Origin of the sequence: Stenotrophomonas maltophilia group sp. msm1, from assembly GCF_032025805.1 — a bacterium.
Classification (GTDB): domain Bacteria; phylum Pseudomonadota; class Gammaproteobacteria; order Xanthomonadales; family Xanthomonadaceae; genus Stenotrophomonas; species Stenotrophomonas hibiscicola.
In genome coordinates this window covers 1080472-1095420 of sequence record NZ_JAVSKH010000001.1, presented here as the reverse complement: position 1 = coordinate 1095420, position 14949 = coordinate 1080472, and the positions used below count along the sequence as shown (strand labels likewise).

At 66.9% G+C, this 14949-nt stretch carries 17 protein-coding genes; 8 read left to right on the top strand and 9 right to left on the bottom strand.

Annotated elements, in window-relative coordinates; translation table 11 throughout:
* Window positions 1–100: 100 nt before the first annotated feature.
* Together ROV95_RS04845 and folB are read right to left on the bottom strand one after the other, a co-directional pair.
* Window positions 101–1372: a mechanosensitive ion channel domain-containing protein gene (locus tag ROV95_RS04845; protein ID WP_134731197.1), complete on the bottom strand. Its 1272-nt coding sequence runs from the start codon at window positions 1370–1372 to the stop codon at window positions 101–103.
* A gap of 91 nt (window positions 1373–1463) precedes the next feature.
* Window positions 1464–1817 (bottom strand): dihydroneopterin aldolase, encoded by a 354-nt coding sequence (gene folB, locus ROV95_RS04840; protein ID WP_005415016.1) that lies wholly within the window; start codon window positions 1815–1817, stop codon window positions 1464–1466.
* Between the two features lie 357 nt (window positions 1818–2174).
* Between folB and ROV95_RS04835 the strand changes: the two genes are divergently transcribed.
* Entirely contained in the window at window positions 2175–2840 is a 666-nt protein-coding gene (locus ROV95_RS04835) for a hypothetical protein (RefSeq protein WP_021202940.1), read from the top strand.
* 33 nt (window positions 2841–2873) lie between these two features.
* On the opposite strand, the gene tsaD is transcribed toward ROV95_RS04835, so the two are convergent.
* The gene (tsaD, locus tag ROV95_RS04830; protein WP_312543287.1) at window positions 2874–3899 is read right to left on the bottom strand and encodes a tRNA (adenosine(37)-N6)-threonylcarbamoyltransferase complex transferase subunit TsaD; all 1026 of its coding nucleotides are present in this window, start codon (window positions 3897–3899) and stop codon (window positions 2874–2876) included.
* Window positions 3900–4065: 166 nt separating this feature from the next.
* Here tsaD and rpsU point away from each other — a divergent pair, with 166 nt between their 5' ends.
* The 6 genes from rpsU to ROV95_RS04800 all read left to right on the top strand — a co-directional run bounded on the left by rpsU (window position 4066) and on the right by ROV95_RS04800 (window position 9213).
* Window positions 4066–4281 carry a 30S ribosomal protein S21 gene (rpsU, locus tag ROV95_RS04825; RefSeq protein WP_002808376.1) on the top strand — a complete coding sequence of 72 codons (216 nt, stop codon included), beginning with the start codon at window positions 4066–4068 and terminating at the stop codon, window positions 4279–4281.
* Between the two features lie 133 nt (window positions 4282–4414).
* Window positions 4415–4858, top strand: a complete 444-nt coding sequence (locus tag ROV95_RS04820; protein WP_005415013.1) for a GatB/YqeY domain-containing protein — start codon at window positions 4415–4417, stop codon at window positions 4856–4858.
* Between the two features lie 105 nt (window positions 4859–4963).
* Window positions 4964–5884, top strand: coding sequence for a YihY/virulence factor BrkB family protein (locus ROV95_RS04815; protein ID WP_312543286.1), 921 nt, complete (start codon window positions 4964–4966; stop codon window positions 5882–5884).
* Between the two features lie 61 nt (window positions 5885–5945).
* Window positions 5946–7685, top strand: a complete 1740-nt coding sequence (dnaG, locus tag ROV95_RS04810; RefSeq protein ID WP_312543284.1) for a DNA primase — start codon at window positions 5946–5948, stop codon at window positions 7683–7685.
* A 27-nt stretch (window positions 7686–7712) separates the two neighbouring features.
* Window positions 7713–8213, top strand: a complete 501-nt coding sequence (locus tag ROV95_RS04805; protein WP_312543282.1) for a protein tyrosine phosphatase family protein — start codon at window positions 7713–7715, stop codon at window positions 8211–8213.
* 28 nt (window positions 8214–8241) lie between these two features.
* Window positions 8242–9213, top strand: a complete 972-nt coding sequence (locus ROV95_RS04800) for a bile acid:sodium symporter family protein (RefSeq protein ID WP_312543280.1) — start codon at window positions 8242–8244, stop codon at window positions 9211–9213.
* 135 nt (window positions 9214–9348) lie between these two features.
* On the opposite strand, the gene ROV95_RS04795 is transcribed toward ROV95_RS04800, so the two are convergent.
* From ROV95_RS04795 to ROV95_RS04775, 5 genes are all read right to left on the bottom strand, one after another.
* Window positions 9349–10170 carry a calcium-binding protein gene (locus tag ROV95_RS04795; protein WP_312543278.1) on the bottom strand — a complete coding sequence of 274 codons (822 nt, stop codon included), beginning with the start codon at window positions 10168–10170 and terminating at the stop codon, window positions 9349–9351.
* A gap of 140 nt (window positions 10171–10310) precedes the next feature.
* Window positions 10311–11204, bottom strand: coding sequence for a heme o synthase (gene cyoE, locus ROV95_RS04790; RefSeq protein WP_164167394.1), 894 nt, complete (start codon window positions 11202–11204; stop codon window positions 10311–10313).
* 4 nt (window positions 11205–11208) lie between these two features.
* Window positions 11209–12372, bottom strand: a complete 1164-nt coding sequence (locus ROV95_RS04785) for a COX15/CtaA family protein (RefSeq protein WP_111102240.1) — start codon at window positions 12370–12372, stop codon at window positions 11209–11211.
* 10 nt (window positions 12373–12382) lie between these two features.
* Window positions 12383–12952 (bottom strand): hypothetical protein, encoded by a 570-nt coding sequence (locus tag ROV95_RS04780; protein WP_005415005.1) that lies wholly within the window; start codon window positions 12950–12952, stop codon window positions 12383–12385.
* A gap of 105 nt (window positions 12953–13057) precedes the next feature.
* Entirely contained in the window at window positions 13058–13771 is a 714-nt protein-coding gene (locus tag ROV95_RS04775) for an SURF1 family protein (protein ID WP_312543272.1), read from the bottom strand.
* Window positions 13772–13828: 57 nt separating this feature from the next.
* Between ROV95_RS04775 and ROV95_RS04770 the strand changes: the two genes are divergently transcribed.
* A complete protein-coding gene (locus tag ROV95_RS04770; protein ID WP_049416782.1) occupies window positions 13829–14047 on the top strand; it encodes a twin transmembrane helix small protein in 219 nt (72 codons plus the stop codon).
* 20 nt (window positions 14048–14067) lie between these two features.
* On the opposite strand, the gene ROV95_RS04765 is transcribed toward ROV95_RS04770, so the two are convergent.
* Complete coding sequence (locus tag ROV95_RS04765; RefSeq protein WP_312543271.1) at window positions 14068–14943, bottom strand: cytochrome c oxidase subunit 3; 876 nt, start codon at window positions 14941–14943, stop codon at window positions 14068–14070.
* Between the last annotated feature and the right edge of the window lie 6 nt (window positions 14944–14949).

Below are 14949 nucleotides of genomic sequence, written 5' to 3'. Positions count from 1 at the left end.
GCCCGGCATTCTAGCGATCCCGAGCCATTTGGCGAGAGGTTTCTTCATTCAGTTTCAGCCACCAGCGGGGTCCGTATGGCTCCGCCGGGGCCACCGCAGCTTACTCCGAGCCGGCCAACTGGCGCTGCCCGGCCATCAACATGGCGTCGCTGGACGCCTGGAACACGCGCAGCCCGAAGGCTGGCAGGATCGCCAGCAGGTGGTCGAAGATGTCCGACTGCACGGCCTCGTACTCGCCCCAGGCGGTGCTGCGGGTGAAGCAGTACAGCTCCAGCGGCAGGCCCTCGGTGGTCGGCTGCAGCTGCCGCACCAGCAGGGTCATGTCGGTATGGATGCCCGGATGGCTGCGCAGGTAGCGCTCCACATACGCGCGGAACGTGCCCAGGTTGGTCACCCGGCGGCTGTTGACCTCGGCCATGCCCTGCTCGCGCAGGCGCCCGTTCCACTGCCCCAGTTCCTGTTCCTTGTCGCGCAGGTAGTCGCGCAGCAGCGCGAACTGGCCGAGGAAGGCCAGGTCGCCCTCGTCCAGGAAGCCGACGCTGTGCTGGTCCAGGTACAGCGCGCGCTTGATCCGGCGGCCACCAGCTTCCTGCATGCCGCGCCAGTTCTTGAACGACTCGGTCACCAGCTTCTTGGTCGGGATGGTGGTGATGGTCTTGTCGAAGTTCTGCACGGTGATGGTGTGCAGCGCGATGTCGATGACGTCGCCGTCGGCGTTCTGGCTGGGCATCTCGATCCAGTCGCCGATGCGCACCCGGCCATCGCCGCTGATCTGCACGCTGGCCACCAGCGACAGGATGGTGTCCTGGAAGATCAGCATCAGCACCGCCGTGGCCGCGCCCAGGCCGGTGACCAGATAGCGCAGGTCGACGCCCGCCAGGGTGGCAACGATCGACAGGCCGGCGATCACGAAGAGGACGATCTTGGCGACCTGCAGGTAGCCCTTGATCGGCTTGTTGCGTGCCTCGGGGCGGCGCTCGTACAAATCGTTGGCCGCATCCAGCGCATGCGAGATGGCCAGCACCACGGTCAGGATCGCCCACGCCTGGCAGGCGCCGATGATGAAGCTGACCAGGCCCGGCGGCAGGTCCGGCACGATGCGGATGCCCGAGGCGATCACCTGGCTGGGCACCACGTTGGACAGGCGCGAGATCACCCGCATCAGATGGCTGCCGCGGCCGGTGTCAGCGCCGGGGAGGCGGCTGAGCAGGCGCCGCAGGCCACGCAGCAGGATGCGCTTGGTCACCCAGTTGGCCAGGCCGGCCGCGATCAGCAGCGCCGAGATCATCAACGCCAGGTAGGCGCCGGGATAGGGTTCCAGTGTGTTCTGCAGCCGTTCCAGCCACTGTACCGCCACCACCGCATCCACCATCGGTTGTCTCCTGTCTGTTTCGTTGTTGCCAAGGTTGCTGGCCAGCGGCCGGCACTACCGGGGTTTCCCGCCGTCAGCCGGATTTACCGGGTCAGTCCCGCGAGCGTTCGATGATCACGCCCACCGCACGCGCGCCGCGCACTGCGCCCGGCTTGCTCAGCTTCAGGCGCAGCCACTTCACGTCGAATTCGTCCAGCACGATCTGCGCGCAGCGCTCGGCCAGCGTCTCGACCAGGCCGAACTCCGACTCGCGCACGAACTGTTCCAGGCGCTTGCTCACCGCCTTGTAGTTCAGGGTGTGGGCGATGTCATCGGTGGCTGCGGGGCGACGGTTGTCGAAACCCATTTCCAGGTCGAACACCAGGTCCTGGCGGATCCGTCGTTCCCAATCGTAGATACCGATCAGGGCGTCGATCGTCAGCCCTTCGATGAAAACCTTGTCCATTGCGCTTACCGGCACGAATACAGGCGGCCATGGTAACGGCACGGCGGTGAGCCTGCCCGGAACGGGCGGTGGGCCACCGGCGTGGGGCGGCCCGGAAAAAACAAAGGGCCCTGCTAGCGGGGCCCTTTGGTACTACCGTTTGTCCCCAGGGGGAGCTGGAATCCAGCCGCGAGTCCCGGTGGCGCAGGCACGCAGATTAGGCAAGGACCAGATCGCCGGTCAAGGCCAAATCCGACAGGACAGGTCAGGTATTCGTCCGAGGCAAAACGCAGAAAATCAGCCGCGCGGACAAGGACGTTCCCTGATGGTCGCCGCCGCCCACTCTCGCGAACATCGATCCCTCCTTCACCACCGCACATGACGATGGCTCCATACGATGTACTGCGGCGCGCGTTGTCAGCGGAGCGTCTGTCTACTTACGAGAGAATCGCATCGACCTGCGGCCCCGACGTCACGGCCGAATCCCTCTACCTCTGGAACATGCGGCTGTGCAGTGCACTGATGATGCCGGTCCATCTGTGCGAGGTGGTCACCCGCAACGCCGCGGCAATGGTTCTTGTTCGGCAGCACGGTCCACGTTGGCCCTGGAATGATGCCTTCAGACGCAGGCTGCCAACTTCGTCCAGTACTTCTCCACGCACGGCACTGGAACAACTTGCCAGTCGCGCAAGCGATACACCTGAAATCGTCGCCAACCTGCCTATGGTGTTCTGGCAGCAGCTATTCACATGTCGCTTCGATTCCACGCTGTGGATACCGGCACTCAGCGGAGTCCTGCGCCATGCGCCTTGCGCCCACCCCAGTGTCATCCGGAAAGCCATCCACGCGGATATTGGCCGCATCCGCCACCTGCGCAACCGCATCGCCCATCACGAGCCCATCCTCGAGCGCGACATCGGCGCCGACCTGGCCGCGATCGGGCGGCTGATCCATGCCCGCTGCCCACACACCCTGGGCTGGCTGCAGCGCCATGAGCGGGCGACAACCGTGCTGGCGGCGTCGCCGTTGGCAGTGCATCGGTAATGCGTCCGCCGGGCATGGCCCGACGCTATCGGTTCACACCGCCGGCAGGGTCGCCATGTCCCAGCGCGGGGTCACATCCACCTTCGGCGGGCTGTGCTGGCCAGCCTGCAGCCGCAGCGCGCCAGCGAAGGCGATCATCGCGCCGTTGTCGGTGCACAGTGCAGGCCGCGGGAAGCAGGCGCGGCCGCCGAGGAGCTCGGCCATCTGCTGCAGGCGGGCGCGCAGGCGCTTGTTGGCACCTACACCGCCGGCAACCACGATCACGTTGGTCCCGGCCGCTTCCAGCGCGCGCTCGCACTTGATCGACAGGGTCTCGACCACCGCGTCCTCAAAGCCCCGGGCAATATCGGCGCGGGTCTGCTCGCTCTGGTCGCTGTCGCGCCAGGCCATCAGGACCTGGGTCTTCAGGCCGGAGAAGCTGAAATCCAGCCCCGGGCGGTCGGTCATCGGCCGCGCGAAGCGGTACGCGCCCGGCGTGCCCTGCTCGGCCAGCCTGGCCAGCTGCGGGCCGCCCGGGTACGGCAGGCCCATCAGCTTGGCGGTCTTGTCGAAGGCCTCGCCAGCCGCATCGTCCAGGGTTTCGCCCAGCAGGCGGTACTGGCCGATCGCGTCCACCGCCACCAGCTGGGTATGGCCACCGGACACCAGCAGCGCCACGAACGGCGCTTCCGGCGGGTCGTCTTCCATCAGCGGAGCCAGCAGGTGGCCTTCCATATGGTGTACGCCGACGGCCGGTACCTCCAGCGCCCAGGCCAGCGATCGGGCCACGCCGGCGCCGACCAGCAACGCGCCGACCAGGCCGGGACCGGCCGTATAGGCGACGCCATCGATATCGCCTACACCCAGACCGGCGTCGGCCAGGGTCTGGCGTACCAGTGGCAGCAGCTTGCGGACGTGGTCGCGGCTGGCCAGTTCGGGCACCACGCCACCGTATTCGGCGTGCAGGGCGATCTGGCTGTAGACCGCATGGGCGCGCAGGGCCGCGCTGCCGGCCAGGTCGGTGTCATACACCGCCACGCCGGTCTCATCACAGGAAGATTCGATGCCAAGGACTCGCATGCCTGCTATTATGACGCCCCTGCCGCCCCCTCGGGGGACGTGCAGATCTCACTGCTTTCGAACCGCCGGCCCGTATTCAGGGTTGGCCGCTTGCAGTTTGTCGATTCGCCGCTATAATGTGCGGCTCGCCGGGCGTGACCCGGTTCTACTGTGTCCCGGAGATTCCATGCCCAGCGTCAAAGTCCGCGAGAACGAGCCCTTCGAGTTTGCTCTTCGCCGCTTCAAGCGCACTTGCGAAAAGGCCGGTGTGCTGGCCGAAACCCGCAAGCGCGAGTTCTACGAAAAGCCGACCCAGGAGCGCAAGCGCAAGGCCGCCGCTGCTGTGAAGCGTCAGCTGCGCCGCTCGTCGCGCGACGTCACCAAGCGTCAGCGCCTGTACTGATCGGACGCATCTTCATTGCGGCGGGCCTGCCCGTCGCAATGGAGCCGAAGCCGGCACGCGCGAGCGTCGCCGGCTTTTTGCGTTTCCGGGTTCGGGCATCCGCCCCGCCCCACCTACCACCACGAGGTTCCTCATGAGCATGAAGCAGCAGCTCACCGAAGACATGAAGGCCGCCATGAAGGCGGGCGAGAAGCACAAGCTGGGCGTGATCCGCCTGATCAATGCCGCCATCAAGCAGCGCGAAGTGGACGAGCGCATCGAGCTGGATGACACCGCTGTGATCGCCGTGCTCGACAAGATGGTCAAGCAGCGCAAGGACTCGGTCAGCCAGTACGAAGCGGCCAACCGCGAAGACCTGGCCGAGATCGAGCGCGCCGAGATCGTGGTCATCGAAGCCTATCTGCCGGCCAAGATGGGCGAAGCCGAGATCGTGGCCGCCATCCAGGCCGCCATCGCCGAGACCGGCGCCTCCGGCCCGGCCGACATGGGCAAGCTGATGGGCGCACTGAAGCCCAAGCTCGCTGGCCAGGCCGACATGGGCCTGGTGTCCAAGCTGGTCAAGCAGCAGCTGGCGTAATCCGGTACACGGAGTCGGATCCCTTTCGCAACGCGAAAGGGCTCTGACCCCATTGATGCACCCGCTTCACCGCACCTTCGTCGGCCGCCTGCTACAACCACACCCATGGTTGAACCCGAGCCCAACGTTCCCGTGTCCCTGCACAAGTACCTCAAGCGCCTGCAGGACAGCTTTCCGATGGCGGTGGCCAAGCGCTTCATCGACGTCGACGTGCTGACCCAGGCCGCCTCCGTTTCCTTCTACGCCCTGCTGTCGATGGCACCGCTGCTGGTGCTGCTGCTGTGGTTGACCGCTTCGCTGTACCCGCCGGCACAGCAGGCGCTGGTCGACCAGATCAGCTCGGTGGCCGGCAGCAGTGCTGCGATCGTGGCCGAGACCGTCCTGAAGAACGCCGACAACCAGCCCGACGTCGGCTCGTTGGCAGGGCTGTGGAGCACGCTGCTGCTGTTCGTCGGCGCCACCGCCGTGTTCGCGCAGCTGCAGAACGCGCTCAACCTGATCTTCCGCACCAGTGGCGAGCGCCTGGAGGGCATCAAGGCCTGGCTGCGCAAGCGTGTGTTCTCGTTCGGCGTGGTGCTGGCCCTGGGCTTCCTGCTGATCCTGTCGATGACTGCCACCACGGTACTGCAGGTGGCCTTCGCGCAACTGCCCTCGATCCTCCCCGCGCTGGGGTACGTCACCAGCCTGCTGCTGTACGCGGTGGGGTTCGCCTTCATGTACCACTACCTGCCCGACCGCCGCGTGGCATGGCGCCAGGCCTTCATCGGCGGTGCCATCACCTCGGCGTTGTTCGCACTGGGCCGCTACGGCATCGGCGTCTACATCGCCACCGTGGCCCCCGGCAGTGCCTACGGCTCGATGGGTGCGCTGGTGATCTCGCTGGTTTGGATCTACTACGCCACCGTCGTGTTCTTCGTTGGCGCCCTGATGACGGCGGTGATCGATGAGCGCCTGCGCGCGCGCCATCACCTGGCCGCAGCCGGCATCGATCCGGCAACCGCCAGCCAGGTGCCCGACAGGGGGTAAACTAGGCCGACCGCCCCCGGTTCCGTCGCGTGGTCCTGCACCGCGCCCTGCCCTGTTGCCCATGGCCCGTATCCCCGACGCTTTCATCGACGACCTGCTCGCCCGCACCGACATCGTCGAGGTGGTGGGCAGCCGCGTGCCGTTGAAGCGCCAGGGCAAGGAATACGCCGCACGCTGCCCGTTCCATGACGAGCGCTCGGCGTCGTTCACGGTCTCGCCCACCAAGCAGTTCTATCACTGCTTCGGCTGCGGCGCGCACGGCACCGCGATCAGTTTCCTGATGAACTACGACCGCCTCGAGTTCCTCGACGCGGTGGATGAGCTGGCCAAGCGTGCCGGCATGGAAGTACCGCGCAACGAAAACCCGCGCAGCCCCCAGCAGCAGGACGACAGCCGCGAGCTGTACTCGGCGCTGGACGCCGCCACCAGGTTCTTCCAGAAGAATCTGGAAGGCAGCGAGAAGGCACGCGCGTATCTGGAAAGCCGTGGCGTGGACGAAGCGAACCGCGCGCGCTTCCAGATCGGCTACGCACCGGATGGCTACAGCGGCCTGCGCGATGCGCTGGGCAAGGACGAGCGCCGCATGAAGCTGCTCGACCGCGCAGGCCTGTTCTCCAAGAATGATCGCGGCCACGTCTACGACAAGTTCCGCGACCGGGTGATGTTCCCGATCTTCGACCGTCGTGGCCGGGTGATCGCCTTCGGCGGGCGCGTGTTCGAGAAGGACGACGGCCCCAAGTACCTCAACTCGCCCGAAACCGCGCTCTTCCACAAGGGCCGCGAACTGTACGGCCTGTGGCAGGTGCGCCAGGCCAACCAGAAGATCGAGCGGTTGATCGTGGTCGAGGGCTACATGGACGTGGTCTCGCTGTTCCAGTTCGGGGTCACCCAGGCGGTGGCCACGCTGGGTACGGCGACCACGCCGGACCACGCCGAGCTGCTGTTCCGCAACGCACCGGACGTGTTCTTCTGCTTCGACGGCGACGCCGCCGGCCGCCGCGCCGGCTGGAAGGCCCTGGAGTCGGTGCTGCCACGCATGAAGGATGGCCGCCAGGCCTTCTTCCTGTTCCTGCCCGATGGCGAGGATCCGGACACCATCGTGCGCAAGGAAGGCGCCGAGGCCTTCAACGAGCGCCTGAAGCAGGCCACGCCGCTGTCGCAGTTCTTCTTCGATGAACTGACCCGCGAGATCAACCTGGGCACGCTGGACGGCAAGGCGCGCCTGGCCGAACGCGCAAAGCCGATGCTGGCGCAGATTCCCGACGGTGCCTTCGGCGACCTGATGAAGCAGCAGCTGGCGCAGCTGACCGGCCTGGGCGGCACTGCCCAGGCCACGCGCGCGCCGATGCCGCAACGCCAGCCACAGCGGACGATCCAGCCGGTGGCCAAGCGCAGCCTGGTGCGCGGCGCGATCGCCGTGCTGCTGCAGCAGCCGTCGCTGGCGCTGACCCTGGGCGGAAAGCATCACTTCCAGGGCCTGCGACTGCCGGGCGTGGAGCTGCTGCTGGAACTGCTGGGGCTGGTCGAACAGCGCCCGGACATCAGCACCGGCGCCCTGCTGGAACACTTCGACGGCCGCGAGGAACAGGCGTCGCTGCATACGCTGGCCGCTCAGACGCTGCCCGGCACCGAGGCCAGCTGGACCCAGGAACTGCACGATGCTGTGGCCCAGTTGGAGAAACAGCTGCTGGTGCAACGCCTGGAGGAGTTGTTGGCAAAGCAGCGCCAGCAGGGCCTGGATGATACTGACAAGTACGAACTGCGCGAGCTGCTGAAGGCGCGCGCCGGACTGCGCCTGTAGCGGCAGAACGTTTTCACGGAGAGGACCATGCTGCTGCGCCTGACCTGCCTGCTGTTGTTGTCGCTCTGCCCGCCACTGGCGGCCCTGGCCGCAGATGGCCCGCTCAATGAAGTCCGCCCGGGCCTGTATGCCGGCGGCCAGCCCTCCGCCGCACAACTGCGCGAACTTGCCGCGCAGGGGGTGCGCACCGTGATCGACCTGCGCCAGCCCGGCGAGGACCGGGGTTTCGACGAAACCCGCCTCGCCGAATCATTGGGCCTGCGCTACGTGCGCATTCCGGTGGCCGGTGCCGACGGGCTCGATGCCGCCAACGTGCGCGCAGTGCACCAGGCCCTGCGGCAGAGCCAGGGGCCGGTGCTGCTGCACTGTGCGTCCGGCAACCGCGCCGGCGCCGTGCTCGGCCTGGTCAACGCACGCTACGAACATGCCGGCCCCGAACAGGCCCTTCAGCTGGGCCAGCGTGCTGGCCTGACCTCGCTGGAAGCCGCCACCCGCCAACGCCTGGCCACGCCGGTCACCTCACCCTGAACCCTCCGCACCAAGGACTCTGCCCACCATGACCCGCTGGTGGTCGCGCCTGCGACCGGACAACTTCACCCTCGCCCTGCTGTGCACCGTCGGCCTGGCCTCTCTGCTGCCGATGAAGGGCGCCGCCGCCATCGTCCTGGACGATGTCACCACCGTCGCCATCGCTGCGCTGTTCTTCCTGCATGGCGCGCGCCTGCCGCGCGAGTCGATCATCGGCGGCCTGCTGCACTGGCGGCTGCACCTGACCATCCTGGCCTGCACCTTCCTCCTGTTCCCGCTGCTGGGGCTGATGTTCAAGCCACTGTCGGGCTGGCTGCTGACTCCGGAGCTGTACCTGGGCGTGCTGTTCCTGTGCACCCTGCCCTCCACCGTGCAGTCGTCCATCGCGTTCACCTCGATGGCGCATGGCAACGTGCCCGCAGCGGTGTGCAGTGCCTCGTTGTCGAGCATTCTCGGCGTATTCCTGACCCCGCTGCTGCTGACCGCGCTGGCGGGCACCTCCGGCGGCGTGCACGACCCGCTGCACGCGATCGGCGGCATCATGCTGCAGCTGCTGGTGCCGTTCGTGGCCGGCCACCTGCTGCGGCCGTGGATTGCCGGCTGGGTGGAGAAGCAGCGCGCGCTGCTGCGCTACACCGACCAGGGCACGATCCTGCTGGTGGTGTATTCGGCGTTCGGCGAAGCGGTGACCGAAGGGTTGTGGAGCAAGACGCCGCTGCTTTCGTTGCTGGCCGTGGCCGTGGTGGCTGCCGTGCTGCTCGGCATCGCCATGCCGCTGATCGCCTTCATCGCGCGTCGGCTGCGCTTCAACCGCGAGGACGAGATCGCCATCGTGTTCTGCGGCTCGAAGAAGAGCCTGGCCACCGGCGTGCCAATCGCCAAGGTGCTGTTCGCCGGCGGCAGCCTCGGCGCGATCGTGCTACCGGTGATGATCTACCACCAGATCCAGCTGATCGTCTGCGGCGTGATCGCGCAGCGGTATGCGCGGCGCAAGCCATGACCATCCGGGAAATCATCCACGCATGGCGTGGATCTACTGGGCGCGTGGGCCGCTGCGGGAAAACATCACGCATGGCGTGGATCTACTGTAGAGCCGAGCCCATGCTCGGCTGGCGGTTGAATGGCACGTGGATGATCACCAGACCGAATCGCTGTCCAGCAGCCGCGCCACGCTGAAGCGCGGCAGCCATACCTGCAGGTCAAAACTGCGGTCACCGGCAGTGTGCCGCCTGGGCGACTCACCGTTGTAACTGGGCAGCGGACGTACACCACAGCGTTGAGGTGCCGTGCAGCCCCAGCCTTCCCCGCCACGCGCCTCGATACGCACGTTGTAAAGGTCCAGATCCTCCAGGAGTGCCGTCATCGGGGGGTACGCAATCATCTTCGGCTGCGTACGCATGCCATGCACGTTGCCGGTCAGCACCAGCAGCCGCCCGTTCTTCGGCAGTGCCCGCGCGCGCGCCCTTACTTCTTCGGCCATCACCCGGTCACGCGTACCAGTGCCGGCCATGTCGGCGGGAAGCACGCGATCAAAGCCGAACACCTGCACGTCGCGCCCTTGGCTGCGCAGCACGCGTACCGCCTCGATCAGCTCAAGCATGTCCTCGCTGCGACGGCCGTCATGCATCCGGCTACGGACGTTCCAATACGTCGTGCCACGCAATGCAGCGCGCGCCTCGGCTGTGCCGGCAGACGCCGTATAGGTCGCCAGCGCGGCGTTCTCGTCGGTCGGCAGCTCCAATGCCAACCGCACCGGCGTGCCATCGGCCGCGTAGGCCTCCATCAGCTCCCGTACCAACAGCGGCGTCTCGCGGGTACCGTGGAACTCACCCAGTACTAGGATGCGATGCTCACCGGCATGCTGGCGGATCTGCGCGACGGTGTCGTCGGCATGCGCGGTCACGACCATGCCCAGCGCCAGAATCAGCGCGGTGGTCCAACGGAAGATCGTATGCATCCCTGCTCGCTCCTTTCCTTGGGGTCAGGAACAGCAATGGCGACGCCGCTGGAAGAGATCAAGTGTAGAGCCGAGCCCACGCTCGGCTGCTCTTCCATCCCCCCCCAGCCGAGCATGGGCTCGGCTCTACAGGTGGCGCTTTACAACCAGGGCAGGATCCAGTGGTCCACCAGCAGGAAGGCGAACAGCGCCATCAGGTACACGATGGAGTAATAGAACATCTTCATCGAGAACAGTTCGTCCGGCGGGTCCAGCATGCGCCAGGCGTACCAGAGGAACACGGCGTTGAGCACGATCGCGCCGCCCAGGTAGAACGCACCGCTCATGCCCACCAGGTACGGCAGCAGGCAGACCAGTGCCAGCACCACCGAATACACCATGATCTGCTTGCGGGTGTGCACCACGCCATGGGTCACCGGCAGCATCGGAATTTCCGCCTTGGCGTAGTCCTCGCGGCGGAAGATCGCCAGTGCCCAGAAGTGCGGCGGCGTCCAGATGAAGATGATCAGCACCAGCAGCGACGAGTACGCCCAGTCCGACGAGCCCTGCATGCCGGTGACCGCCGCCCAGCCCAGCATCGGCGGCATCGCGCCGGCCAGGCCACCGATGACGATGTTCTGCGAGGTCGCACGCTTGAGGTACACGGTGTAGATCACCGCGTAGCCGATCAGCGAGGCGAAGGTCAGCACGGCGGTGATCAGGTTCACCCACAGCACCAGGATGGTCATCGACAGCACGATCAGCACGCCGGCGAACACCAGCACCTGCCATGGCTTGACCTTGCCGACCACCAGCGGGCGCCACGACGTGCGTGCCATCTGCGCATCGATGTGCGCATCCAGCAGCTGGTTGATCGCGGCGGCCGCCGAAGCGGCCAGCCAGATGCCGAGGAAGCCGAGCAGGCCGGCGCGCACCTGCTCCCAGCTGGGCACGCCCGGGATTGCCAGGACCATGCCGACCAGGGCGGTGAAGACGATCAGGGCAACGACCTTGGGCTTGGTCAGGTCCCAGTACTGGCGGTAATTGGAAAACATGGAGTCAGTCCGGGGCGCGCAGGCGGGCCAGCAGGCTGACCAGCACGAACAACAGGGCAACGGCCACGCCGTTGTGGGCCACCGCCACTTCCAGCGGCAGCGCCAGCTTCACATTGAGGATGCCGAGGGTGACCTGCAGCACCAGCAGCGCGATCAGCGCGCTGGCCCAGCCGCGCATGCTCGGCAAACGGAACAGGCGCACGCCCAGCCACAGCAGGTAGACGGCCACCACCACGGCGAACAGGCGATGGGCCATCTGGATGGCGATACGCGAGGCGCCGTCGAGCACGCCGCCTTCGTAATCCACGCCGATGCCACGCCACAGCGTGAAGCCTTCGACGAAGTTGTGCTGCGGCCACCACTGGTTGGCGCAGCGCGGGAAGTTGTCCAGCGAGGCGCTGCCACCGCCGCAGGCCAGCGCCGCGTAGTTGGCGCTGACCCAGCCGCCCAGGGCGATCTGGGTGACCAGCACGGCCAGGCCGATGCGCAGCAGCCACTTCAGCTTCGGCGCCTCGGCCAGGGTGATCGGCATGTGCGTGGCACGCCACGCCATCCAAGCCAGCAGCGCGAACATCAGCATGCCGCCCAGCAGGTGCCCCATCACCACGATGGGCTTGAGCAGCAGGGTCACCGTCCACATGCCCAGCAGGGCCTGGAAGATCACCACGGCCAGGGTCAGCAGTGCAGCGCGCGCCAGGTCGATGTTGCTCCAGCGCAGCGCGGCGATCAGCAGGATCGCCTCGCCGATCAGAGCCAAGGTACTGGCGGTGCCATGCCAGCCCATCATGTACAGCGGTATGCCGGCGGCCACCAGCACGCAGGCGGTCACCACTGCCGTGGTTCCAAAGCGGCGCTTGCGCGTGGCCAGCAGGGCCAGGGTCAGGATCTCGATGCCCAGCGCGCCGGCCAGGAAGCGGTGCACCTGCTCACGCCAGGCCTTGTGGGTCTCCAGCGGGCGGATCTCCGCCGCCGGGTGGCCGATGGTCTCTTCCACGTGCTGCGGCCAGGTGGCCTGGCCATAGCAGGTCGGCCAGTCCGGACAGCTCAGGCCGGCATCGGACAGGCGTACGAACGCGCCGAACATGATCGTGCTCGCGGTCATGATCATGGCGAACCACGCCAGGCGGTGGAAATTGCGGTGCAGCGCCGGACGCGCGGAAAGGCTCATCAAACGGGACTCACTTCAGTTTCAGCAACGTGGCCATGTCCTTGCGCAGGCCACCCAGGTCGGAACCCGGGGCATGGCGCATGATCACGAAGCCGTTCGGATCGATCACGTAGACCGGCAGTCCCGCCGGATCATCGACGCCCGGCAGCGCCGCGCGCAGGGCTGGCGACGGAGCCAGCGGCCGCAGCGCGGGCAGCGAGGCGATCGACGCCGGTGGCGTACCCAGCCACAGGATCTCGACATTATCGGCGTTATGGCCGAACAGCTGCCACACCTTGCCCAGTCCCTGCGACAAAGTGACGCACTGCGCGTCGCAGGCACCGGCCGGTGCCACCAGCAGGCGCCAGGTGCGGGCCTCGGGGTTCCAAGGATAGGGCTGGCCACTGGCCAGGGTCGGCGTCTGCTGGCGCAGGTCCACGGGCGGCTTCAGCAGTTGGCCGGCATTGCGGTGCCCGGTGGGCTGCCAGCCGGAGAAGCGCAATACCGCGGCCAGCGCCATCGCCCCGAAGAACACGGCAAACAGCAGCACCAGGGTCCGGCGGCCGGAGCCGCGCGCCTGCGGGGACGTAGCAGTGTTCATGCGGGGCATTTTCTCATGGTTGGGTGAGGGATGCGGGTGTGACGCCGCGGTAGTGCCGGCCGCTGGCCGGCATCCAGGAATGGGGTTGCCGGCCAGCGGCCGGCACTACCAGGCAGCACGTCGCCTGCGCCACTCCAGTACCAGCACGACCACCAGCACGGTCAGGGCCAGGCCGAACCACTGCACGGCGTAGCCCAGGTGGCGCTGCGGCGGCAGCGTGTTCGGCAGCAGGTCCAGGTCGCGCTCATCGCCGAAGGGCAGCGCCGGGTCCAGGCGCAGGACCCGTTCCGGCAACGCCGGCACACCCAGTGCTGCGGCCATGCCCTCGGCCGGCAAGCGGCTGGCCAGCCAGCGCCCCGCCTCACTGGTGGCAGAAAATGCCGGCCCCAGCACCAGTCCCGCCGACGGTGGCGGCGCGAGCAACCCGCGCACGGCCACCGGCGAAGGCGGCGACGGCACCTCCGGAAGCGTGCGATCCGGCGGCAGCGCGCGCCAGCCCAGATCGACCAGCAGCACGCTGCCCTCGTCACTGCGGAACGGGCGATAGATCTTCACGCCGGCGCGGCCATGCCGGATCTGGTTGTCCAGCAGCACCACGCCGGGCAGGAAGCGGCCATGGTCGGCCACGCCATGCAACGCGCCCGGTGCGGCCAGCGCCTGGGCCAGCGACAGCGTCTGAGCCACGGCTGGACCCTGTGCATCCAACATTGCCTGTTTGGCATGCATGCGCTGCAGCTGCCACAGCCCCAATGCGGTGAATCCGGCCATCGCCAGCACGGCCAGCAGCCATCCGAACACGCGCGTGTGCTGGCGCATCATGACAAGTCCGCGCAAACGCGGTCAGATAGGCACATCCACCCTGCCCTCGAGCCGCGCATGAGTGATTCGCTGAAGACCCTGCTGGTAATCGCGTTTCTGATCGTCATCGTCTGGAATCTGGGCGCCGGCCTGTACTACCTGCTGGTCGACCGCGGCCAGACCAAGCGCACGGTCAACGCGCTGACACGTCGCATCGCGGTGTCGGTGGCATTGATCGTACTGGTGATCGTGAGCATCTACATGGGCTGGATCAAGCCGCACGGCGTCGGCGGCTGAGGCCACCGATGCGTGCGCGGTCAAAGCACGTAGACGAACAGGAACAGCATCAGCCACACCACGTCGACGAAGTGCCAGTACCACGCGGCGGCTTCGAAACCGAAATGGTTGTCGCGGGTGAAGTGTCCCTTGGCCGAACGCAGCCACATCACGATCAGCATGATCGTGCCCAGCAGCACGTGCGCGCCGTGGAAGCCGGTCAGCATGAAAAAGGTTGAACCGTAGATGCCCGAGCCGAGCGTCAGGTTCAGTTCCTTGTAGGCGTGGATGTACTCCTCCGCCTGCAGGGTCAGGAAGCCCAGGCCAAGCACCACGGTCAGGCCCAGCCAGATCAGCAGCTGGCGGCGGTTGCCGGCCTTCAGCGCGTGGTGGGCGATGGTCAAGGTCACGCCGGAGGTCAGCAGGATCAGCGTATTGATCAGCGGCAGGCCCCAGGCCGGGATGGTCTGGAACGCGCCACCGATCGCCGCCGGGCCATTGGTCGGCCATCCGGCGGAGTAGCCCTGCCAGAGCAGCTCGTTGGTCATCACCCCGCGGCCTTCGCCACTGAGCCACGACAGGCCCAGGTTGCGGGTGTAGAACAGCGCGCCGAAGAAGGCGCCGAAGAACATCACCTCGGAGAAGATGAACCAGATCATCCCCATCCGGAACGAGCCATCGACCTGGTGGTTGTAGTTGCCGGCCTGCGATTCGCGCACCACGTCGCTGAACCACCAGAACAGGGTCAACAGCAGCATCGCGATGCCGATGTAGAACGTCCAGCGCCCCCAGCTGGCATCGTTGAGCCAGCTGGCCACGCCCACCATGGTCACCATCATCGCGATGGACCCCACGAAGGGCCATTTGCTCTGGGCCGGGACGAAGTACACGTTGGCGTCGGTCGGTGTCTGGGCCATGTCGGT

Coding starts and splice junctions, on each gene's coding strand:
- cyoE (WP_164167394.1), bottom strand. CDS start 11,204: ATGTTTTCCAATTACCGCCAGTACTGGGACCTGACCAAGCCCAAGGTC.
- ROV95_RS04845 (WP_134731197.1), bottom strand. CDS start 1,372: ATGGTGGATGCGGTGGTGGCGGTACAGTGGCTGGAACGGCTGCAGAAC.
- dnaG (WP_312543284.1), top strand. CDS start 5,946: ATGGCCCGTATCCCCGACGCTTTCATCGACGACCTGCTCGCCCGCACC.
- ROV95_RS04770 (WP_049416782.1), top strand. CDS start 13,829: ATGAGTGATTCGCTGAAGACCCTGCTGGTAATCGCGTTTCTGATCGTC.
- ROV95_RS04800 (WP_312543280.1), top strand. CDS start 8,242: ATGACCCGCTGGTGGTCGCGCCTGCGACCGGACAACTTCACCCTCGCC.
- ROV95_RS04785 (WP_111102240.1), bottom strand. CDS start 12,372: ATGAGCCTTTCCGCGCGTCCGGCGCTGCACCGCAATTTCCACCGCCTG.
- folB (WP_005415016.1), bottom strand. CDS start 1,817: ATGGACAAGGTTTTCATCGAAGGGCTGACGATCGACGCCCTGATCGGT.
- ROV95_RS04820 (WP_005415013.1), top strand. CDS start 4,415: ATGAGCATGAAGCAGCAGCTCACCGAAGACATGAAGGCCGCCATGAAG.
- ROV95_RS04765 (WP_312543271.1), bottom strand. CDS start 14,943: ATGGCCCAGACACCGACCGACGCCAACGTGTACTTCGTCCCGGCCCAG.
- ROV95_RS04805 (WP_312543282.1), top strand. CDS start 7,713: ATGCTGCTGCGCCTGACCTGCCTGCTGTTGTTGTCGCTCTGCCCGCCA.
- ROV95_RS04780 (WP_005415005.1), bottom strand. CDS start 12,952: ATGAACACTGCTACGTCCCCGCAGGCGCGCGGCTCCGGCCGCCGGACC.
- ROV95_RS04835 (WP_021202940.1), top strand. CDS start 2,175: ATGACGATGGCTCCATACGATGTACTGCGGCGCGCGTTGTCAGCGGAG.
- ROV95_RS04795 (WP_312543278.1), bottom strand. CDS start 10,170: ATGCATACGATCTTCCGTTGGACCACCGCGCTGATTCTGGCGCTGGGC.
- ROV95_RS04775 (WP_312543272.1), bottom strand. CDS start 13,771: ATGATGCGCCAGCACACGCGCGTGTTCGGATGGCTGCTGGCCGTGCTG.
- rpsU (WP_002808376.1), top strand. CDS start 4,066: ATGCCCAGCGTCAAAGTCCGCGAGAACGAGCCCTTCGAGTTTGCTCTT.
- ROV95_RS04815 (WP_312543286.1), top strand. CDS start 4,964: ATGGTTGAACCCGAGCCCAACGTTCCCGTGTCCCTGCACAAGTACCTC.
- tsaD (WP_312543287.1), bottom strand. CDS start 3,899: ATGCGAGTCCTTGGCATCGAATCTTCCTGTGATGAGACCGGCGTGGCG.